This is a genomic window from Paracoccus hibiscisoli (genome assembly GCF_005048265.1).
Classification (GTDB): domain Bacteria; phylum Pseudomonadota; class Alphaproteobacteria; order Rhodobacterales; family Rhodobacteraceae; genus Paracoccus; species Paracoccus hibiscisoli.
This window is the reverse complement of record NZ_SUNH01000011.1, coordinates 100,524-120,507: the sequence shown is the minus strand read 5'-3', so window position 1 is coordinate 120,507 and position 19,984 is coordinate 100,524. Positions and strand designations below refer to the sequence as shown.

Sequence of the window (19,984 nt, the reverse complement as noted above, 5' to 3'; positions counted from 1 at the left end):
CGCCTTGACCTATGTCAGGGCGGGGCCGGCGATCACGCAAGGGTCAGCGCATCGCGCCGACCGACCAGAACAGCGTCTCGCCCGAGGCGTCCTGCACGCCGTCATTGTCGGTCACGACCCAGCCCGTGCCATCCGCGTCGATGGCAAAGCCCTCGACCTTGTCCTGGACATAGCCGTTCAGCGCGCCCAGATCGGGGATCAGGTCGCGCACCAGCGCCTTGGTGACCACCGGCAGCGGACCGTCAAGCGGCGCGGGGGTCAGATCGGACAGCGCCACGCGATACAACGCCTTGGTGGCGGCCGCATCGCCGATCTGGTTGTCGCGTTCCAAGACATAGGCCCAATCGCCGTCCAGCGTGATCTCGGACAGGCCCATCCAAGCGCCATCAGCGGGGGTTTCCAGCGGGTAATGGACCGCGCCCCAGCCTTGCGTCGCGGTGTCATAGGCCAGCAGCTTGACCATGCCCGCCGGGTCGTCGCCCCATTCGCGCTGCACGGCCATCCACAGAACGTCGCCCTGCACGGTGATCCCCTCGATGCCAAAGCGCGTCTCATGCGCCAGCAGTTCGGCAGGCAGGGCGATCTCCTCGCGGATCTCTCCCTTCGCGTCCACGCGATAGACGGCATGCGGCACCAGCCGGTCGGCCCGCCCCTCCGAGGCCAGCCAGAACCCGCCATCGGGCCCCAGGGCGATCCCCTCCAGGTCCAGCTTCTGGGCGGGCTGGCCCATGCGGGTCACGACGCGGCGTTCGGTGATGCGGGCGGGCGTCTGCGTGGCGTCGATGGTCAGGATCGCGGGCGCCATCGCATAAACGCTGTCGGTCACGGCATAGAGGATGCCCGGGCGGTCGGCATCCGCGACCAGGCCCGACAACGCGCCCCAGCCAATTCCCTCATCGGCGGTGATCATCGGATAGGCGGCAGGGGCGTCCTGCCATTCATAGATCATCACATGGCTGCCCGCCGCCCCGTCCGCGCGCCCGTCGAATTCGTTCGCGCTGGCGATCAGGTTGCGCGCGGGGATGGCCACGATCCCCTCAGGGCTGATCCCCGAGGGCAGCAGCTGGTGCAGCCGCGGCGCGGTCACGTCCGAGACGTCATAGACCCCGATGACCGAGGCACGCTCGGCCGCGACAAAGACCATCGGGATGCCGCCAAAGGTGCCGGTCTCCATCCCCTCGGGCTCTGCGCCCTTGGTGTGGCTGCGGTGTTCGGGGTAATGGCCGATGGCGGCGATCGCCTGCTCAAGGCTGTTGCCCGCGTCCCAGACCATCGTCCCGTCGCGGTGAAAGACCGACCAGCCGCGCGTGCCGCCCTTCCAGTCGCCCTCGTTGGCAAAGGCCACGTGATCGGCGTCGATCCACTTGACGGCATCGGGCTCTCGCGGGGCGGCGGGCTTGCTGCCGGTGAAATCCAGCGCGCCGTCGCGGGCCGTGTCGATCCCCTCCAGCGCGACCTCGCCCGCCGGGAAATGCGACGCGACGGTGCCGTCGGCGCCGATGATCACGATGTGGTTGTTCTCCTGCAGGGTGACGACGATCTCTCCGGCATCGTTCACGTCCACGAATTCGGGCTCGGGGTCCTCGGGGTGGATGTCGGCCAGGCCGGTCATCTCGATCACCTGCAGGGCCGCGCAATCGGCCGCGCCGTCCGCGACCGGCAGCTTGACGACAAAGCCCGCGGGCATCTGCGGCAGGCCGCCATCGCCCAGATCCTCGTCGCGCTCGTTCTCGATGGCCACGGCCAGAAAGCTGCCATCGGGGGCCTTGGCGACCGCGTCGGGCTGTCCGCCCAGATCGCATTCGGCCACAACCGCCATCGTCGCCGGATCGACCGTCGCCAGCCTGCCCGAGGGGGCGGTATAGCTGTCCGACGTGTTAACCCCGGCAAAGACCATGTCGCCGACAAAGACGGCGGTGGTCGGCTCTCCGCCCATGTCGACCTGGCCCAGGGCGCGCGGGGCCTGCGGGTCGGTGATGTCGATCAGCCCGATCACCCCAAGCGGGCTGTCGGTATAGACCAGCGTCATCCCGTCCTCGGAGGCCGAGATGATCTCGGCCGAGGATTCGCGCGCGACATCCGCGCCATCCGCCATGGTGGCGGTGACGGGCAGGGTCGCGATGCGGTTGAAATGCGGCTCGGCCAGGGCCGGGACGGCGGCGACCAGCGCCAGGAGAGAGACGAAACCGGTGATGGGGGCGGACATGGAACCTCAGGGGCGGTGTGAATGATGGCGGGACGTTAGGGCCGCCGCATAACAAACCCGTGACAGCGAGCGGCTTTTCTGCCCCACCGGGCCGTGCCACCGCCCGGCTGATGGCAGGGTGATTTGCCCCGGCCCCGCCCGCCGGTCTATGCTGGCCGCGACCATCCCCGCCAGAAAGGGCCGCCCATGCCGTCGATCCGCCTTGCCCTTCTGGCCCTTCTGCTGCCCTGCGCGGCGGCCGCGCATCCGCATGTGTTCATCGATGCCGCGCTGACGCTGCGCTATGACGCCCAGGGGCGGCTGACCGCCATCGAGGAAAGCTGGGCCTATGACGAGCTGTATTCCCTGCTGATGCTGTCCGAGGTCGGAACGCCCGGACCGGGCGGCTTTGCCGCCGATCAGCTGTCCCGCCTGCAGCGCCAGGATGCCGCGTGGGACCCGGTCGCGGGGGGCGTGCTGGCCGTCACGGCGGCGGGCGGATCGGTGCCCACCCTGCCCCCCCGCCCCATCGCCATGGGGCTGGAGGGCGACCGCATCGTGTCGCGCCGCCTGCACAGCCTGACCACTCCGGTGGCGGGGGCGGTTCCGGTGACGATCCGGGTGTTCGACCCGACCTATTACGTGGCCTTTTCCATGCCGTCCCAGGTGGTCATCCAAGGCCGCGCCGGATGCACCGCCGCCCTGCAGGGCACCGAGGCACCGGGCGACACCGGCAACGGCGCCCTGCGCGCGGCCCTGGCCCGCGAAATGCGCCGCACCGCGCCGGGCGATGTCCAGATCGATTTCGGCGCCTTCAGCGACGACAGCATCCGGGTCCGCTGCGCGGGCTGACGCCTGCCTGCGATCCGGGCAGGACGATCCGACCGGGCGCGGTTTGCGGAACAACCGCCCGCCTGCGCCGTTGGCCCCGTGGTGCAGGCCCCGTGCCCGCCCATCCGACCGCCACGCCTGTCCGGTTCCACCGCCTGTCCGGGCGTGGCGCATGCCTGTTCCCCCCGGCTGCCCCCGCGCGGTCGCCGCGTTCGGAGACACGATGCCCCCCTGGACCCAAACGACCGCCATCTTTCTGCTGGCCTTGGCCTTTTCCTGGGTCGCCTGCTTTGTCATCTATCGCCTAGCCCTGACCCGGCTGGTGCGCGACACGGTCTTCTGGCGGCCGCTGCTGGCGCGCACGCGCGGGCCGGTGCAGCTTCAGCTGATGATCATGGCGGCGTCCTTTGCCGCCAACACCGTGCCCCTGCCCTGGGAGGAGGGGCGCGTGCTGCGCCATCTGCTGCTGATCGCCTTCATCGCCTGTACGACCTGGGTGCTGAGGACCGCGCTGGAGATCTGGATGCAGTTGCACCTGCGCCGGTTCCGCATCGACGTCGAGGACAACCTGCTGGCGCGCAAGCATGTCACCCAGGCCCGCATCCTGCAGCGCGTCGGCACCACGGTAATCGTCGTCATCGGCGTCAGCGCCGCGCTGATGACCATCGAAGGGGTGCGCCAATACGGCGTCAGCCTGTTGGCCTCGGCGGGGGCTGCGGGCATTGTCGTGGGCTTTGCGCTGCAGCCGGTGCTGCGCAACGTCTTTGCCGGGCTGCAGCTGGCGCTGACCCAGCCCATCCGCATCGACGACGCCGTGATCGTCGAGGGCGAATGGGGCAATATCGAGGAGATCACCGCGACCTATGTCGTCGTCCGCATCTGGGACCGGCGGCGCATGATCGTGCCGCTGAACTATTTCATGGAGCAGCCCTTCCAGAACTGGACGCGCAATGATGCGACCCTGATCGGGGTGGTGCTGCTCTATGTCGATTTCGCGGTGGACACGACCGCCCTGCGTGCCGAGGCCGAACGCGTGGTCCGCGCATCGCCGCTGTGGAAGGGCGATGTCTTTGCCCTGCAGGTCACCGATTTTCGCGAACGCGAGGCCGAGATCCGCATCCTGGCCGATGCCACGAACGCGGGCCGCGCCTTTGATCTGCGCTGCCATATCCGCGAGGCGCTGCTGGACTATCTGCAACGCGAACAGCCCCACGCCCTGCCCCGCACCCGCAACGCGGTCGAGGTCGCGGCCCCCGCCTGATGCGGGCGCCGGGGCGTGCGGTCCTATCGCTTGATATGCACCGCGCCATAGGCGATGGCGACGAAGCCGCCGCCGATCAGGTTGCCCAGGGTCGCCGCCACGATGTTGCGCAGCACGCCGCCCAGGCCGATCACCGCAGGCTGGTCCATGACGAATTGCAGCATATAGGCATAGGGCAGCAGATACATGTTCGCGACCGAATGCTCCAACCCCGCGGCCACAAAGGCCGCGATGGGCAGCATCAGGCCGGCGATTTTCTGCGTCACGGTGTGGCCCGCATGGGCCATCCAGACGGCCAGACAGACCAGCATGTTGGCCAGCACCCCGCTGGCCAGCAGCGCGACAAAGGACTTGTCGGTCTTGGTGACCCCCAGATCCAGCGCGGCGCGACCGACGGCGCCGTCGCCGCCCTGATGCACGCCGGCCAGCAGCACCAGCACCGCCAGGCACAGCGAGCCCGCGAAATTCGCCAGATAGACCACAGACAGGGCACGCGCCGCCGTGCCGCCGGGCAGCTGCCCCGCCGTGACCGGGCCCAGCATCAGCGTGTTGCCGGTGAACAGCTCGGACCCCGCGATCAGCACCAGCGCCAGCCCCAGAGAGAACACGACCCCCGCCAGCACCTGCCCTGCGCCAAAGGGCATGTCCTCCGCCCCGGCCAGGGCCACCGTCGCGAACAGCCCGCCCAGCCCGACATAGATCCCCGCCAGCAGGCCCAGGATGATCATCGGGCGCAGCGGCTGCTGGGCCTTTTCGGTCACGGCTTCAAAGACGGTGCGGGTCAGATCGGGGGGGTCGGGGGCCACTGCCTGGTCGCTCATGCTGGGGTCGCCTTTCTGTGATGTCGTGACAAAAGGCGCCGTCCGCGCGATCTGTTCCCTGCTGGCCCGTGTCAGCCCCGCGCGCGCCACCACGCCCGCAGCCAGCCCTGCGCATCGAAACCCAACCCGTCCGCGGGCGCATAAAGACGCCGGTCCAGCGCCGCCAGCAGGGCGCGATGGCGCGGCCCGGTGCGGCCCCGCCAGGCCAGATGCGCCGCCGCCGCCGCGCGCAGGGCCGTCAGGTCGCCCTGCCCCGCCGCCCGGCGCATCGCCGCCGCATGGGGACCGCGCCGCCACGCGCGCAGACCCGCAGGCAGCCTGCCCCGCAGCACCGCCGCCAGCCCGATCAGCGCGCCCAGCCCCGCCACGGCGACCATCCGCCATGCCGGAACCGCGCCCAAGGCGGCCCCCGACGACGCCGTAAAGCCCGCAAAGCCGAAGGGAATGGGCTTCATCGCCGCGACCTCGATCCGGCGGGTGTCGGTGTCCAGCCAGGCAAAGGGGATCGCGGGCAGAACGCCCGGCTCTCCGGTGCGGGGACGCATCTGCCATTCCCAGACCACGCGGGCCACGGGGCCGTCGGGCGTGGGGATCGTCTCGCGCGTCTCGGGCAGGGTAAAGCTGATCAGCCAGGGCTGCGCGATCTCGGGGCGGGGGGGCAGGTGATGGGCCATCGCGCCCAAGGCCTCGATGGTGACGCGGCGGGTCAGGATGTCGTCCTGCGCCAGACGGCCGGGGGGCGCGGACAGATCGTCGGTCAGGACCAGCGTCCGCGCCGTCAGCGGCCGGGCCGCATGGGGAAAGGGCTTGACCGCCAGACGCGCCACGCCAGACCGCACCGCGCGGGGTTCGCGCAGACCGGCACGGGTGATGTGGGTCAGATCATGGACCAGCGGCCCGATGGACAGATCGCCGGCCTGCCGGGGGAACAGCGCGATGTCGCGTTCAAAGATCTGGATCATCCGCCCGCCGATCCGCTCCTGAAACCAGCGGTCGCGGTCGATCTGCACCCAGTCATAGGCGTCCGAGGCGGGAAAGGTCAGGCTTTCCAGCGACACGGTCAGGTCGTATTCGCCGCGCAGGGTCAGGCGGACCATCTCGGCCACGACGGGGTTGGCGTGATCGTGCAGGATCAGCAGCCGCGCCTCTCCGGGGGCCAGCGGGGTCTGGGCGCGCAGCGGCGCGGCCAGCATCAGCAGCAGCAGGATCGCGCGGATCACCACGGATCGCCTGCCTCGGGCCGGATCAGGCCCATCCCGGCGCGCCGGTCGTGTTCGGCGCGCAGGCGCAGCGCCAGAAATTCGCCCGGATCGTCGGTGATCGTCTCCAGCCAGGCGTCGCTGGCGGCCATGCCCCGCGCCTCAAGAGGGCGGCGCCAGCTGTCGGCGGCGGCCTCGCTCAGCGCGGCGGCGATCATCTGGTCGGGCGCGGGACGGCCGCCATGGCCCGCGATGCGCCCTGGCGCGATGCTGTCGCCCTGCTGCGGCGGATACATCGCGGCAACCAGATCGCGGCTGGCGCGGGCCTGTTCGTCAGCGGGGTTGGCGAACAGGACGGCGTCGAAATAGGCCACTGACAGCGGGTAGTCCGCCGTCGCCGCCAGCGACAGCGCCCGGTTATAGGTCTGGGACCGGCCTGCGCGGGCAAAGGCGGCATCGGCCTGCGCATGATCGCCCCGCCGGAACAGGGCCACGCCCCGCGCGCCTGGATCGTCCAGCAGCGCCAGCGCCGCGCCGTCCCATCCAAGCCGCAGCGCCAGCGTGCCAAGCGCCGTGGGCCCGGCCAGCGACAGGCCCAGGGCGCCCAGGGCCAGCAGGGCCACGACCGCCCTCATGCCCGCCGCCGCAGCATCTGCAGCAGCGGCAGCGCCGCCAAGGCCGCCAGGAACGGCCCCAGATCGCGATAGCCAAGCGCGCTCAGCGCCGGGTCGCGCCGCCGGTCGCCGCCCCGGTCCAGCCGGGCGGCCAGCCCGTCGACATCGGCGGCCCGCAGCGCCTGCCCGCCCGCGCCGGTCAGACGGTCCAGCGCATCGGCCGGGGGCTGCGGGGCCTGGGGCGCCGCGCCGTCGATGCGCACCGTCCACAGGCGCGCGCCAGCGGCGGCCAGGCGCCCGGCCTCGGCCACGGCCTGCGCATCGACGCCGCCCCCGTCCGAGATCAGCACCAGATCGGCCTGCCCCGCATCGCTCAGCATGCGCGCGGCCAGGCCGATGGCGGCGGCGGGGCGGCTGCCATGGCCGGGCACCGTGTCGCGGTCCAGCACCGCGATCAGCGTCTGCAGGGTCCGGGGATCGGTGGTCGGGGCCGAGGCCGCATAGGCCTCTCCGGAATAGAGGATCAGGCCCACGGGCCGCCCGGCCAACCCCTGCAGCAGCGCGGCGGCGACCTGCTGCGCCTGCGCCAGCGCAGGGCCGCGCGCGACCGAGGGCGACATGTCGATGGCGATCAGCACGCTGTCGGTCCGCCGCAGCACCGGCGCATCGGCACGCGGCAGGGCGGGCCCCGACAGGCCCAGCACCAACAGCGCCGCCGCCCCCAGGGGCCGCATCGCCGCCCACCGCCCCGGCCCGCCGCCCAGCACGCCAAGCGCCCGCATCGCGGCCAGCATCTGCGGCGGCATCACCTGTTCCCACCCCCCGGCGGACGGCCCACGCCGGTCCAGCCACCAGGCCAGCGCCAGCAGCGGCAACAGCGCCGCCAGCCACCAGGGGCGCAGCAGCAGCGCGCCGGTCATTCCGGCCTCCGGATCGCGGCCAGCACCAGGCAGGCAGCGCACAGCATGGCGGGCCAGACCCACAGCGACCGCCAATAGCGCAGCGGGGGCTGTTCGCCGGGGCTGGGTTCCAGCCGGTCCAGCGCCTCGGCCATGGCGGTCAGATCGGCGGTGTCGCGGACGCGAAACAGCGCCCCGCCCGCCGTTTCGGCCACCGCCCGCAGGGTCGCCACATCGACCGCATCGCGGGCGGCGGGGCGGGTCTCAAGGTCGTCAGGGCCCAGGGCGACGGTGTGGATGCGCAGCCCGTGGGACGCCGCCAGCCGCGCGGCATCGACCGCCGGCACGCTGCCCGAGGTGTCCACCCCATCCGACAGCAGCACCACGACCCGGCCCGGCGCATCGCTGGCCTGCAGACGGCGGATGGCCAGCCCCAGCCCGTCCGCGATGGCCGTCCCGCGCCCCGAGATGCCGATCTGCGCCTCGTCGATGGCCTGCGCCACGGCGTCCAGATCAAAGGTCAGCGGCGCCGCGACATAGGCGCGCCCGCCAAAGATGACCAGCCCGATCCGGTCGCCCGTCCGCCCCCGAACAAAGGCCTGCGCGGTGCGCTTGACGGCATCCAGGCGGCTGACGGGCTGGCCGTCCAGGGTGAAATCCGCCTGCTCCATGCTGCCCGACAGGTCCAGCGCCAGAACGATGTCGCGCCCGCTGGCGGGAATGACCTGGGCCTGGCGCTGCACCTGCGGACCGGCCAGCGCCACGACCAGCAGCAGCCAGGCCAGCGCCGCCAGCCGGGGCGCGCGGCTGATGCCCGGTGCCGTGCCGGGGGCGGCATGGGCCAGCAGAAACCCCGGCACCTCCAGCGCCGCGCGGGGGCGGACCAGCGGCGGCAGCAACCACCGGATCAGCAAGGGCAGCGGCAGCAGCGCCAACACCCAAGGCGCGGCCAGGCTCATCTGCGCCACGGGCGGCGCAGGCGGGCGCGGCGGGCGATGGCCTTGATCGCGTGGTCGGACGGCGGCGGGGCCGCGCCATAGGCGGCGGCGCGCAGCGCTGTCGGCAGATGCCCCAACCGCCGCGACAGGACCAGCAGGCGTTCCGGGACCGGCAGCGCGTGCGGGTCGTCCGGGCGCGCGCGCGGCCCCCGGCGGCGGGTCAGGGGCAGCAGCGCGGCCCCCAGCACCCCCCCGGCAATCAGGCCCAAGGACAGCAGGGCCAGCGTTTCGGACCAGGACAGGGCGGTCAGGGCCGCGGGCAGGCGCACCGGGGACAGCGCGGCCAGCATCTGCTCATGCGTCATGACGGCGCGACCCGCATCGCAGCGGCCCCCATGGCGGTCAGGCGGTCGGTCTGGGCGTCCAGATCGACCGGCGACAGGCGCAGCATCCGCGCAGTCGCGCCCTGCCGGACGGGCATCGCGCGGGGCGGCGGCGCCAGCTCCAGCGGGTCGAGGATCAGCGCGACCTCCAGCCGTCGGCCGCGGGCCAGGCGGGTCAGCGCGGCCTCGGCGCCCAGCCAGCCATCGGGGGCGGTGGCCAGGATCACATGCGCGCCGGATGGCGCTGCGCGGGCAGCCAGGGACAGGGCTTCGGTCAGGGTTGCGGTCTGGGCGCCGCCCGCAAGCGCGCCTGCATGGCGGTCGGCCAGCATGCGGCACAGGGTCAGCATCTGTCCCTCGCCCGCAGCCGGGGGCAGCAGGTGCGAGCCTGACCCACAGGCGGTGACCAGGCCCACCGCCCCCTGCCGCGCGATCGCCTGCCAGCCAAGCGCCGCCAGATGCAGCGCGCCGCACACCGACCGCAGGGCCGTGCCGGTCCCCCACAGCATCGGACGGCGCAGATCGGCGATCAGCAGGGTGATGTCGTCGCGATCCTCGTGCAGGGCGCGGATATGCGGCACGCCCGTGCGCGCCGTGGCCGAAGGGTCCAGCCGACGCGGATCGTCGCCCGCGACATAGGCGCGGATCTCGCGCAGGTCCATGCCGCTGCCCGCATGGCGCGAGGCCCGGACCCCCGCCCGACGCGCCGCGGGCCGCACCACGGTCCCGCGCGGCGCCCGCTGATCCAGCAGCGCCTCCAGCGTCAGGGCGATGCCGGGGGCGGATTGCCAGGCGGCTACCACGGGCTGATCTCCTCCAGCGCCTCGGCAATCAGGCGGCGGCCGTCGCGACCCTCGCCCACCGCCTTCCAGCTGGGGACCAGCCGATGCGCCAGGGCGTCGGGGGCCAGCGCCTGGACATCCTCGGGCAGGCCGTGATCGCGGCCCCTCAGCCATGCCCGCGCCCGCACCGCCCCCGCCAGCGCCAGCGTGCCGCGCGGGGACACGGCATGATCGACCGCCCCCGCCAGCACGCCGCCGGGCCGCGTGGCCATGACCAGCCGGATGATGAAATCCTTGAGCACCGGTGCCAGCGTCACCCCCGCCACCCCGGCGCGGGCCTCGGCCAGACCGGCCGCGTCGATGCGCGACCGGAGTGTCGGGGGGGCCGCGCGACCCTCGGCCTCGACCAGATCCAGGATGGCGCGTTCGTGGTCGGCCCCCGGCAGGTCCAGCCGCAGGTGCAGCAGGAACCGGTCCATCTGCGCCTCGGGCAGCGGAAAGGTGCCCTCGTGCTCGATCGGGTTCTGGGTGGCCACGACCATGAACGGGTCCGGCAGCGGGCGGGTCACGCCCCCGGTGGTCACCTGCCCCTCGGCCATCGCCTCCAGCAGGGCGGATTGCACCTTTGGGGGGGCGCGGTTGATCTCGTCCACCAGGACGATGTTGTGAAAGACCGGGCCGGGCAGAAAGTCAAAGCGACCGGTCTCGGGGCGGAACACCTGGCTGCCGGTCAGATCTGACGGCAGCAGGTCGGGCGTGCACTGGATGCGCGCATGCCCGCCCGGCAGGCGGGCGGCCAGCTGCTTGACCGCGCGGGTCTTGGCGATGCCGGGCGGCCCCTCCAGCAGGACATGGCCGCCGGTCAGATAGGCGATCAGCAGGCGCTCGACCAGGCTGTCATGACCGATCAGCCCGGCGGCCACGTCCTGCGCCAGGGCCAGGACGCCGGCGCGCGTCGCATCGACCTCGGAATGACCGTCCATGACCCTACCCCCGCTTGCCTGCGCAGCGTGCAACCCGGGCGCCGCCGTGGCCAGCCGGGCCGCGCGGCCCTGCCACCAAAGTCGGGCGTCAGCGCGGCGGGTCGGGGCGGACCAGGGGTTCGACCTCGGCGGCGCCGGTGATCCTGCCGCGCCGTTCGGCCAGGACCGCCTGCAGGTTCGACAGGATGATGATGCCGCCGCCCAGGAACACCCACAGGTCGATCGCCTCGCCATAGGCGTAAAAGCCCACCACCGCCGCCATCGGCACCCGCAGAAAGTCGATGGGAATGACGACCGATGCCTCCAGCCGCCGCAGGGCCTGTGCCTGGCAGAAATGCGCCGCCAGCGCGCCGATGCCTGCGACCACCATCCAGGGCACCGCGGCCATCGGCACCGGGCGCCAGTCGGTCAGCGCCGCGATCAGCCCAAGCGGCAGCTGGATCAGGATCATCCAGACCACGATCGCGCCCGGCGAACAGTGCCCCGTCAGCCGCTTGACCATGATCAGCGACAGCCCATAGCCCGCCGCGGCGATCAGCACCAACCCCGCCGCCGGATCGATCATGCCGATGCCGGGGCGCACGATGACCAAAACGCCTAGGAACCCGCCCGCCGTGGCCAGGATGCGCTGGCGGCTGACCTTTTCGCGCAGCAGCAGCCAGGCAAACAGCGTCACCCAGATGGGCATGGTGAATTCCAGCGCAAAGACCGAGGCCAGCGGCAGCAGCACGATGCCGATGGTCCAGAAATACTGCGCGGTGAAATGCACTATGTTGCGCGCCAGATGCAGCGGCACCGCCCGCATGCGCCGGATTTCGGGAAAGACCGCCCGCCCCACCGCCAGAATGACGAACAGCCCCACCAGCGCGCGAAAGAACAGCACCTGCCGGATCGACAGTGTCCCGGCCATCTCTCGCGAGCCGACGGACATGGCGATGAAGGCGACCATGCTGAGGCCCATCCAGATCAGGCCCTGGACGACGGGCGATCCAGGCAGCGCCCGGCCAGAGGGGATCGTGTCGGTCATGGGAAACCTCTTGGTGCTTCGGCGGCCCCGTTCTTGCCCGTCCCGACCCCGGATGGAAGGGCGATGGCGCAGCGCGCGCGCCCGGCCTTCGGGCGGGGGGGCGCGCGGCTTATCCACAAATTCTGGGGATGGTTTCGGGGATAGGCGGGGCTTTGCAAGCAAGATCAACCCCCTGCGCGGGTTTGCAAGGCCCCGGGCGCTATCGGCGGGCCTTGGCGCCTATTCCCCGCCGATCTCGGACACGATGGCCGCGCCGATGCGGGCGATGGCGCGGTTGCGCGTGGGCATGTCTGCCTCGTTCCCGGTCAGATAAACGGCGGCCAGCCAGGGCGCGCCCTGCGGAGGCCGGATCACCGCCACGATGGATCGCGACCCGAACCCGCCCGCGCCGGTCTTGTCGCCGATGATCCAGCCCTGCGGCAGGCTGGCGCGCAGCAGGTCGTCGGCCACCTGATCGGCCCGCATCCACGCCTCCAGCTGATCGCGCGACGCCGCGCTCAGGATCGGTCCGAACAGCAGGCGGTCCAGCGTCGCCGTCATCGCCGCCGGGGTCGAGCTGTCGCGCGGATCGCCCGGGGCCGCCTCGTTCAGGGCCGTCTCGCGCCGGTCCAGGCGGGTCGTGTCGTCGCCGATGGCGCGCAGATAGGCAGTGAAATCCTCGGGCCCGCCCAACCGGTCCAGCAGCAGGTTGGCGGCGGTGTTGTCGCTCAGCGTGATGGTCGCCTCGCACAGCGCACCCACGGTCATCGCGTCATGCGTCGACGTGACGGGCGAATATTCGACCAGATCGGCAGAGGTATAGCCGATGGGGCGGTCCAGCTGATCGGCCCCGGCATCGACCAGCGTCAGGATCGCCCCGCACAGCGGCGCCTTGAACGTGCTGGACAGGGGGAAACGCTCATCGGGGCGATAGCCGGTCACCTGGGCGTCGCCCTGGCGGCGCAGCGCCACGCCGACGCGGCCCCCCAGCTCGGTCTCGATGGCGCGGGCGGCCTGGGCGATGGTCTCGGCTTGGGCCGGGGCGGACAGGCAGGCCAGCAGCAGGGCGGCGGCGATGGTGGTTCGGTTCATGCAGATCTCCGGTCTGTCCCGGCAGGGGACGGCGGCCCCCCGTGGCGGGGGGCATCGGTTCGTGTTATGGGAACGGCCTGCGCCTGACGCGCCAATGCCGCAGAACCCCTATACGACATGGGCCGACATGCGCCCAAACGACAAATCCTGACCCGGCGCATAACATGGTATGATGACATGGACCGGCCGAACCTTCCGCTGAACGGGCTGCGCGCCTTTGAGGTCGCCGCCCGGCAGGGCAGCTTTACCCGCGCCGCGATCGAGCTGCGCGTGACCCAGGCCGCCGTCAGCCAGCAGATCCAGCGGCTGGAGGATCTGCTGGGCCACCGCCTGTTCACCCGCGCCTCGACCGGGTTGATCCTGACCGATATCGGGGCCGCGCTGCACCCGGTGCTGACGCGCAACTTTGACCAGATGGGCGAGGTGCTGGACCGGTTCCAGGGCGGCCGCTATCGCGAGACCCTGAACCTGGGGGTGGTCACGACCTTTGCGACGGGCTGGCTGATCCCGCGGCTGGCGGCGTTCGAGGCGGGCCATCCGGACATCAGCCTGCGCCTGTTCACCCACAACAACCGCATCGATATCGCGCGGGAGGGGCTGCACATGGCGATCCGGTTCGGCGACCGCACCGCCTGGCCCTGGCTGGAGGCCCGGCCCCTGATCGCGGCCCCGCTGACGCCCCTGTGCGCGCCCGACCTGCTGGACCGGCTGCGACGGCCGCATGATCTGGCCGGGCTGCGGTTGCTGCGGTCGTATCGCGCCGACGAATGGGCGGCCTGGTTCGCCGCCGCCGGTGCCGATTGCCCGCCGCTGGAGGGGCCGGTGCTGGACAGCTCGGTCGCGATGGCCGATCTGGCGGCGGCGGGTCACGGCGCAGCACTGCTGCCCGCCTCGATGTTCGCCCGCCAGCTGCAGGCCGGGACGCTGGCCCGCCCCTTCGACACCCAGATCGAGGCCGGCCGCTATTGGCTGACCTGGCCGCGCGGCAAGCCGCAGACGGTCGCGATGGCCCATCTGGACGCGTGGCTGCGCGACACCATCGCGGGCGGATAGGTCGGTTCAGGGCGCGTTGCGCTGCGCGGGGTCGCGGCGAAAGGCGCCGGGCCGGGGCGCGCCCGCATCGCGGCGGTCGCGCGCGGCCTGGCCCCACCATTCCAGCTGCTGAAAGCTGCGGTCCAGATAGCCCTGCCAGCGGACGGCATCGACGCCGTCCAGATAGGCCCCGTCCGCGTCCCAGACATCCTGCGCATGGGGCACGTGGATCATGGCCGAGACCGGCAGGCATCCCAGCTCTGACAGGAACCCCCGCATCGTCATCGCGGCCCGCGTGCCGCCCCACTGCCCCGCCGAATAGGTTGCGATGACCGACGGCTTGTAGGAAAACAGCGAGCTGCCGAAGTGGTTCAGCAGATCCGCCAGCGCCGGGCTGAGCGAGTGGTTGTATTCCGGGCTGACCATGACATAGCCGTCCGCCGCCTCGATCCGCGCGACCAGATCGTCCAGCGCCTTGGGGGCGCGGCCCTTGGCATGGGCGAAATGGGGCGTGAAGGCCGCGTCGCGCGGATAATCCAGCGGGTCGATCAGGCTGGCCTGCAGGCCCAATGCGGTCAGCCGGGCGGTGCAGGCGCGGGCGATCCGCTCTCCCAGACGGGCGGGTCGGGGGGGCGTGCTGGTCCTGACGGACCCCAGAAAGACCAGAATATCCAGCATTGCCACTCCTGCGGTCCGGATGCGCCTTGCATCGCCTTTCGTATCTCTATACTTCCAGAGGCATGGAAATGAAAGATGCCATAGCGGCCCTGTCGGCCCTGGCGCAGGACACCCGCCTGTCGGTGTTCCGCCTGCTGGTCGTGGCCGGGCCCGACGGCATTCCCGCCGGAGAGATCGCGACCGCCATGGACGCGCCCGCCAACACCATCTCGACGCATCTGTCGATCCTGGCGGCGGCGGGCCTGGTCCGGTCGCAGCGCGAGGGACGCAGCATCCGCTATTTCGCGCGGATGGAGGGGATGACGGCCCTGCTGATCTTCCTGCTGCGCGACTGCTGCCGGGGCAATCCCGACCTGTGCCTGCCGCTGACCGATCACCTGAGCCAGGCTCTGTGCGGCCCCAAGGATGCGCCATGACCGACACCACCACAGACCGGGCCGGCGGCCTGGGACCGTTCGAACGCTGGCTGACGCTGTGGGTCGCGCTGGCGATGCTGGCGGGGCTGGTGGTGGGCAACATCGCCCCCGGCCTGGTCAATGCCGTGGCCGCGGCCGAGGTCGCCTCCATCAACCTGGTGGTCGCGGTGCTGATCTGGGCGATGGTCTATCCGATGATGATCGCCGTCGATCTGGGCGCCGTCAGCGGCGTCTGGAAACAGCCGCGCGGGCTGATCATCACGCTGGCGGTGAACTGGCTGATCAAGCCCTTCACCATGGCCTTTCTGGCCGTACTGTTCTTTGACCACGTCTTTGCCCCCTGGATCGACCCGCAGGATGCCCAGCAATACATCGCCGGCCTGATCCTGCTGGGGGCCGCACCCTGCACGGCGATGGTCTTCGTCTGGTCGCAGCTGACGCGGGGGGACGCGACCTATACGCTGGTGCAGGTGTCGGTGAACGACCTGATCATGGTCGTGGCCTTCACCCCCATCGTGGCGCTGCTGCTGGGGGTCACGGATATCACCGTGCCGTGGCAGACGCTGACCATCGCCACGATCCTCTATGTGGCGCTGCCGCTGGCGGCGGGGCTGCTGACGCGGCGGATGCTGGGGTCGCGGGCGGCCATCGACGCCTTTGGCCGGAGGGTCAAGCCGTGGTCGGTGATGGGGCTGATCGCCACGGTGGCGATCCTGTTCGGGCTGCAGGGGCGGGTCATCCTGGACCGTCCGCTGATCATCGCGCTGATCGCCGTGCCCATCATCATCCAAAGCTATGGCATCTTTGCGCTGGCCTATGGCGCGGCCTATCTGATGAAGGTCCCGCACCGCGTCGCCGCCCCCTGCGCGCTGATCGGCACGTCCAATTTCTTCGAACTGGCCGTCGCGGTGGCGATCAGCCTGTTCGGCCTCAATTCCGGCGCGGCGCTGGCCACGGTGGTGGGCGTGCTGGTCGAGGTGCCGGTGATGCTGACCCTGGTGGCGCTGGCCAACCGCACCCGCGCCCGCTTTCCCGAAAGGCCCACCTGATGTCCGCCCTGCGCCCCGACCTGCTGCCCCCCATCGACCCCGCAAGCCTGCGCCCGGCGCAGCTCTCGACCCACAGGCCGCGCATCCTGATCCTGTACGGATCGCTGCGCGCGCGCAGCTTCTCGCGCCTGACCGCCGAGGAGGCCGCCCGCATCCTGGACACTCTGGGTGCCGAGGCGCGCCTGTTCGATCCGCGCGACCTGCCCTTGCCCGACGCCACCGATGCCGACCACCCCAAGGTCGCGGAGCTGCGCGATCTGGTCGGCTGGTGCGAGGGGATGGTCTGGTCCAGCCCCGAACGCCACGGCGCGATGACCGGAGTGATGAAGTCGCAGATCGACTGGATCCCGCTGTCCCTGGGCGGCGTGCGTCCCACGCAGGGCAAGACGCTGGCCGTGATGCAGGTCTGCGGCGGCAGCCAAAGCTTTAACACCGTGAACCAGCTGCGCATCCTGGGGCGCTGGATGCGGCTGCTGACGATCCCCAACCAATCCTCGGTCGCCAAGGCCTGGGACGAATTCGGCGATGACGACCGCATGAAGCCCTCGCCCTATTACGACCGCATCGTCGACGTGATGGAGGAGCTGGTCCGCTTCACCCTGCTGACGCGCGACATCCGCGACACGCTGGTTGACCGCTACTCCGAACGGGTCGAGGATCACGCCGCCCTGTCCGCGCGCGTGAACCAGTCCCGCGCGGTCTGAGCGGCCCCTACAGCCGCTGTCCCTGCACCCAGGTGCCGCGCAGCGCGCCCGCGGTTCCCACGCGGTGGATGCGGATCAGGTCGGCGCGCGCGCCCTCCGCGATGTGGCCCCGGTCCTTGAGGCCCACGGCGGCGGCGGGGGCTGCGGTCACCGTGGCCAGCCCGCGCGCCATATCGCCCCACAGATCGCCCAGCATCAGCGCGCCCGACAACAGCGAGGCGGGCACGTAATCCGACGACAGGATGTCCAGCAGCTCCGCCCGCGCCAGCGCCACCGCCGAGACATTGCCGCTGTGAGAGCCGCCGCGGATCAGGTTCGGCGCGCCCATCATCACCCCGATCGCATGATCGCGGCAGGCCTGCGCCGCCTCGACCGTGGTCGGGAATTCGGCGAAGTGACAGCCATGGCCCGCGCTGACGGCGACCTCCGGCGCGGTGGTGTCGTCATGGCTGGCCAGCACCGCGCCATAGCGGCGGGCATGCGCCACGGCTGCGGCCTCATGCGCGTCGCCCACCCGCGCGCGCAGCGCCTGCTGTTCGACGACATGGGCCTGGAACTGATCCTCGGACAGGCCCTTCTTGCCGATGACATAGTCGCGCAGCTTGCTGACATCGCGGAACTGGCGTTCGCCGGGGGTGTGATCCATCAGGCTGACGATGCCGATGCGGTCGGCGGGGCCGAACTTCTCCAACTCCTGGGTCAGGGTCTGGGAACAGATCTCGGCGCGCAGATGCAGGAAATGGCTGATCCGCAGGGCGCCCTGCGCGCGCAGCTCCAGGATCTCGTCGGCGACGGCGCGGGCGTATTCGTCGTATCCCGCGTTGTTGTCGGTCACCACCGACCCCACCCGCAGCGCGTCAAAGACCGTGGTGATGCCCACGCTGGCCAGTTCGGCGTCATGCGCGATGATCGCCGCCGCATGGGGCCAGTCCACGCCGGGGCGCGGCTCCATGTGGCGTTCCAAGTTGTCGGTGTGCAATTCGATCAGACCGGGCGACAGCAGGTCGCCGCCGCAATCGATGGCGCCCGAGGGCACAGACCGACCCTGTCCGATCGCCGCGATGCGGCCGTCGCGCAGGACCAGATGGCCGGCCACGACCTCGTCGGGCAGAACCAGCATGGCGTTGGCAAGGATCGTCTCGGTCATCGGAAAGTCCTGTCTTGAAGCGCGGGGTCAAAGCGGGTGATGTGCCATCCGGGTGTCACAGCGGTGTGACAGTTTCCGGTTAGGCGGGTGGCATGGATCAGTTCAGCAGATATGCCGTCTATTACGTCCCGCAAGCGGGACCGTTCGCGGATGCGATGGCCGCATGGCTGGGCTGGGACGCGGCGCGGGGCGCAGGCGTCGCGCAGCCCGACCTGCCCGGCCTGCCGCGCCCGGCGGCGGCCCTGACCACCAGCCCAAGTGCCTATGGCTTTCACGGCACGATCCGCGCACCGTTCCGGCCTGCCGTCCCTGAGGCCGGGCTGATCGCCGCGTTGGACGGCCTTGCCGCGCGGCTGGCCCCCGTGCGCTGCGCCGGGCTGGAGATCCGCGACCTGCACGGGTTCCTGGCGCTGATCCCCACGGGCTGCGACACGGCGCTGTCGGCGCTGGCCCGGGGGGTCGTGCGGGGCACCGATCCGCTGCGCACGGCCCTGACACCCGATGACATCGCCCGCCGCCGCCCCGAGACGCTGACCCCGCGCCAGCGCGCGCTGCTGGTTCGGTGGGGCTATCCCTTTGTCATGGAGGAGTTCCGGTTCCACCTGACCCTGACCGACCGCCTGCCCCCGGCCGAGGCCCGGGCCGTCGCCGCCGTCCTGCAGGATCATCTGGCGCCGGTGCTGCCCGCGCCCTTCGTGATCGCCGATCTGTGCCTGATGGCCGAGGACGCGCAGGGCCGGTTCCACCTGCGTCACCGCGCAACCCTGTCGGGCTGAAGCGCGGCCAGCAGGCGCGCGATGCCCGTATCGGGCGTGCCGTCGTTCACCACCGTGACATGGGCGATGCCCGCGGGTATGGCCCGGTCCGCCCGCGCCAGCCGGGCCGTGATGTCGGCCTGCGCCTCGCGGCCCCGCGCGGCCAGACGCCGCGCCAGCAGAGCCGCAGGCGCGGTCACCAGCACCACCCGCAGCCCGGGCAGCTGCGCCACCGCCTGCGGCAGGGCCGCGCGGCTGCCGTTGAAGAGGACCGGACCGGGACCTGCCAGCCGGTCATGCGGGATGCCATAGGACAGGCCATGCGCCTGCCAGTGCAGGGCGAACCGCCCCTGATCGCGCATCCGGGCAAAGCCGGCGGGCGTGACGCCGTCGAAATTCTCGGCCCCCGCATCCGAGGGTCGGGTGATCACCCGTCGCGCCAGCCGCAGGTCGGGCCGCGCCGCCAGCGCCCCCGCGATCAGCAGATCCTTGCCCGCCCCGGACGGGCCGACGATGGCCACGATCATGTCGCCCGCGCCGGGGTGAACCCCGTCACATCGACCAGCCGGTCGCAGACCGCGTCGCGCGCCTCCGCGTCGTGAAAGATGCCCAGGATCGCCGCGCCGCGGGCCTTGGCCTCATGGATCAGGGACAGGACCACGGCGCGGTTCTGCGCGTCCAGGCTGGCCGTGGGCTCGTCCAGCAGCAGGACCGGAAACGGGTGGACAAAGCCGCGGGCGATGTTAACGCGCTGCTGCTCTCCGCCCGAAAAGGTGGTGGGCGACAGCGACCACAGCCGGCGGGGGATGTTCAGCCGCCACAGCAGGCATTCGGCCCGTGCCTGTGCGACCTCCTGCGCCACGCCCAGGGCGCGCAGCGGCTCGGCCACGACCTGCACGGTGGGCACGCGGGGCAGCACGCGCAGGAACTGGCTGACATAGCCAAGCGTGTCGCGGCGCAGCGCCATGACGGCGCGCGGTTCCGCCCCGGCCAGCTCGACCCCGGCGATGCGGATCGAGCCGCCGCAGACGCGGTAATTGCCGTGGATCATCCGCATCAGCGTCGATTTTCCCGACCCCGACTGGCCCGTCAGGCCGACGCATTCGCCGGGGTCCACATGCAGGGCGGCCCCTGCCATGACCGTGATCACCGCGCCGCCCTGATTGTGCAGCACGAAGGATTTCGACAGGTTTTCGACAGCGATCATGG

Annotated in this window: 22 protein-coding genes; 7 read left to right on the top strand and 15 right to left on the bottom strand. The window is 71.4% G+C overall.

Features of this window, described 5'->3' with window-relative positions:
- Positions 1-43 precede the first annotated feature (43 nt).
- Positions 44-2,206: an esterase-like activity of phytase family protein gene (locus FA740_RS09225; protein WP_136856480.1), complete on the bottom strand. Its 2,163-nt coding sequence runs from the start codon at positions 2,204-2,206 to the stop codon at positions 44-46.
- A gap of 186 nt (positions 2,207-2,392) precedes the next feature.
- Between FA740_RS09225 and FA740_RS09220 the strand changes: the two genes are divergently transcribed.
- Positions 2,393-3,037, top strand: coding sequence for a DUF1007 family protein (locus FA740_RS09220; RefSeq protein ID WP_136856479.1), 645 nt, complete (start codon positions 2,393-2,395; stop codon positions 3,035-3,037).
- 202 nt (positions 3,038-3,239) lie between these two features.
- Positions 3,240-4,277 carry a mechanosensitive ion channel family protein gene (locus FA740_RS09215; RefSeq protein ID WP_246053552.1) on the top strand — a complete coding sequence of 346 codons (1,038 nt, stop codon included), beginning with the start codon at positions 3,240-3,242 and terminating at the stop codon, positions 4,275-4,277.
- A 23-nt stretch (positions 4,278-4,300) separates the two neighbouring features.
- Here FA740_RS09215 and FA740_RS19690 read toward each other — a convergent pair whose 3' ends face one another.
- The 10 genes from FA740_RS19690 to bla all read right to left on the bottom strand — a co-directional run bounded on the left by FA740_RS19690 (position 4,301) and on the right by bla (position 12,994).
- Positions 4,301-5,098, bottom strand: coding sequence for a formate/nitrite transporter family protein (locus FA740_RS19690; RefSeq protein ID WP_169306266.1), 798 nt, complete (start codon positions 5,096-5,098; stop codon positions 4,301-4,303).
- A gap of 71 nt (positions 5,099-5,169) precedes the next feature.
- On the bottom strand, positions 5,170-6,318 hold the full coding sequence (locus FA740_RS09205; protein ID WP_136856476.1) for a BatD family protein: 1,149 nt from the start codon (positions 6,316-6,318) through the stop codon (positions 5,170-5,172).
- The gene (locus FA740_RS09200) at positions 6,315-6,932 is read right to left on the bottom strand and encodes a hypothetical protein (RefSeq protein WP_136856475.1); all 618 of its coding nucleotides are present in this window, start codon (positions 6,930-6,932) and stop codon (positions 6,315-6,317) included. The genes FA740_RS09205 and FA740_RS09200 overlap by 4 nt, the downstream gene beginning before the upstream one ends.
- Complete coding sequence (locus FA740_RS09195) at positions 6,929-7,831, bottom strand: VWA domain-containing protein (protein WP_136856474.1); 903 nt, start codon at positions 7,829-7,831, stop codon at positions 6,929-6,931. The genes FA740_RS09200 and FA740_RS09195 overlap by 4 nt, the downstream gene beginning before the upstream one ends.
- The gene (locus FA740_RS09190; RefSeq protein ID WP_136856507.1) at positions 7,828-8,769 is read right to left on the bottom strand and encodes a VWA domain-containing protein; all 942 of its coding nucleotides are present in this window, start codon (positions 8,767-8,769) and stop codon (positions 7,828-7,830) included. Before FA740_RS09190 ends, FA740_RS09195 begins: the two co-directional genes overlap by 4 nt.
- On the bottom strand, positions 8,766-9,113 hold the full coding sequence (locus FA740_RS09185; protein WP_136856473.1) for a hypothetical protein: 348 nt from the start codon (positions 9,111-9,113) through the stop codon (positions 8,766-8,768). The genes FA740_RS09190 and FA740_RS09185 overlap by 4 nt, the downstream gene beginning before the upstream one ends.
- Positions 9,110-9,934, bottom strand: a complete 825-nt coding sequence (locus tag FA740_RS09180; RefSeq protein ID WP_246053551.1) for a DUF58 domain-containing protein — start codon at positions 9,932-9,934, stop codon at positions 9,110-9,112. Before FA740_RS09180 ends, FA740_RS09185 begins: the two co-directional genes overlap by 4 nt.
- Positions 9,928-10,896 carry an AAA family ATPase gene (locus FA740_RS09175; RefSeq protein ID WP_136856472.1) on the bottom strand — a complete coding sequence of 323 codons (969 nt, stop codon included), beginning with the start codon at positions 10,894-10,896 and terminating at the stop codon, positions 9,928-9,930. The genes FA740_RS09180 and FA740_RS09175 overlap by 7 nt, the downstream gene beginning before the upstream one ends.
- A gap of 88 nt (positions 10,897-10,984) precedes the next feature.
- Entirely contained in the window at positions 10,985-11,923 is a 939-nt protein-coding gene (locus tag FA740_RS09170; protein WP_136856471.1) for a DMT family transporter, read from the bottom strand.
- Between the two features lie 219 nt (positions 11,924-12,142).
- Positions 12,143-12,994, bottom strand: a complete 852-nt coding sequence (gene bla, locus FA740_RS09165) for a class A beta-lactamase (RefSeq protein ID WP_136856470.1) — start codon at positions 12,992-12,994, stop codon at positions 12,143-12,145.
- 177 nt (positions 12,995-13,171) lie between these two features.
- On the opposite strand from bla, the gene FA740_RS09160 reads away from it, so the two are divergent.
- The gene (locus FA740_RS09160; protein ID WP_136856469.1) at positions 13,172-14,047 is read left to right on the top strand and encodes a LysR family transcriptional regulator; all 876 of its coding nucleotides are present in this window, start codon (positions 13,172-13,174) and stop codon (positions 14,045-14,047) included.
- A 6-nt stretch (positions 14,048-14,053) separates the two neighbouring features.
- Here FA740_RS09160 and FA740_RS09155 read toward each other — a convergent pair whose 3' ends face one another.
- On the bottom strand, positions 14,054-14,704 hold the full coding sequence (locus FA740_RS09155; protein ID WP_211243666.1) for an NADPH-dependent FMN reductase: 651 nt from the start codon (positions 14,702-14,704) through the stop codon (positions 14,054-14,056).
- A gap of 62 nt (positions 14,705-14,766) precedes the next feature.
- Here FA740_RS09155 and FA740_RS09150 point away from each other — a divergent pair, with 62 nt between their 5' ends.
- From FA740_RS09150 to arsH, 3 genes are read left to right on the top strand one after another with little or no spacing between them, the layout of a single operon-like run.
- The gene (locus FA740_RS09150; protein ID WP_136856468.1) at positions 14,767-15,120 is read left to right on the top strand and encodes an ArsR/SmtB family transcription factor; all 354 of its coding nucleotides are present in this window, start codon (positions 14,767-14,769) and stop codon (positions 15,118-15,120) included.
- Positions 15,117-16,169, top strand: coding sequence for an ACR3 family arsenite efflux transporter (gene arsB, locus FA740_RS09145; protein ID WP_136856467.1), 1,053 nt, complete (start codon positions 15,117-15,119; stop codon positions 16,167-16,169). Before FA740_RS09150 ends, arsB begins: the two co-directional genes overlap by 4 nt.
- Positions 16,169-16,873, top strand: a complete 705-nt coding sequence (gene arsH / locus FA740_RS09140) for an arsenical resistance protein ArsH (protein ID WP_136856466.1) — start codon at positions 16,169-16,171, stop codon at positions 16,871-16,873. The genes arsB and arsH overlap by 1 nt, the downstream gene beginning before the upstream one ends.
- A gap of 7 nt (positions 16,874-16,880) precedes the next feature.
- Here the strand turns inward: arsH and FA740_RS09135 are convergent, their stop codons facing one another.
- A complete protein-coding gene (locus tag FA740_RS09135; RefSeq protein ID WP_136856465.1) occupies positions 16,881-18,020 on the bottom strand; it encodes an alpha-D-ribose 1-methylphosphonate 5-triphosphate diphosphatase in 1,140 nt (379 codons plus the stop codon).
- 92 nt (positions 18,021-18,112) lie between these two features.
- Between FA740_RS09135 and FA740_RS09130 the strand changes: the two genes are divergently transcribed.
- Positions 18,113-18,796 carry a DUF1045 domain-containing protein gene (locus FA740_RS09130; RefSeq protein ID WP_136856464.1) on the top strand — a complete coding sequence of 228 codons (684 nt, stop codon included), beginning with the start codon at positions 18,113-18,115 and terminating at the stop codon, positions 18,794-18,796.
- Here the strand turns inward: FA740_RS09130 and phnN are convergent.
- The gene (phnN, locus tag FA740_RS09125; RefSeq protein ID WP_136856463.1) at positions 18,772-19,302 is read right to left on the bottom strand and encodes a phosphonate metabolism protein/1,5-bisphosphokinase (PRPP-forming) PhnN; all 531 of its coding nucleotides are present in this window, start codon (positions 19,300-19,302) and stop codon (positions 18,772-18,774) included. The two genes, FA740_RS09130 and phnN, sit on opposite strands and share 25 nt — an antisense overlap.
- The gene (phnL, locus tag FA740_RS09120) at positions 19,299-19,982 is read right to left on the bottom strand and encodes a phosphonate C-P lyase system protein PhnL (RefSeq protein WP_136856462.1); all 684 of its coding nucleotides are present in this window, start codon (positions 19,980-19,982) and stop codon (positions 19,299-19,301) included. Before phnL ends, phnN begins: the two co-directional genes overlap by 4 nt.
- Between the last annotated feature and the right edge of the window lie 2 nt (positions 19,983-19,984).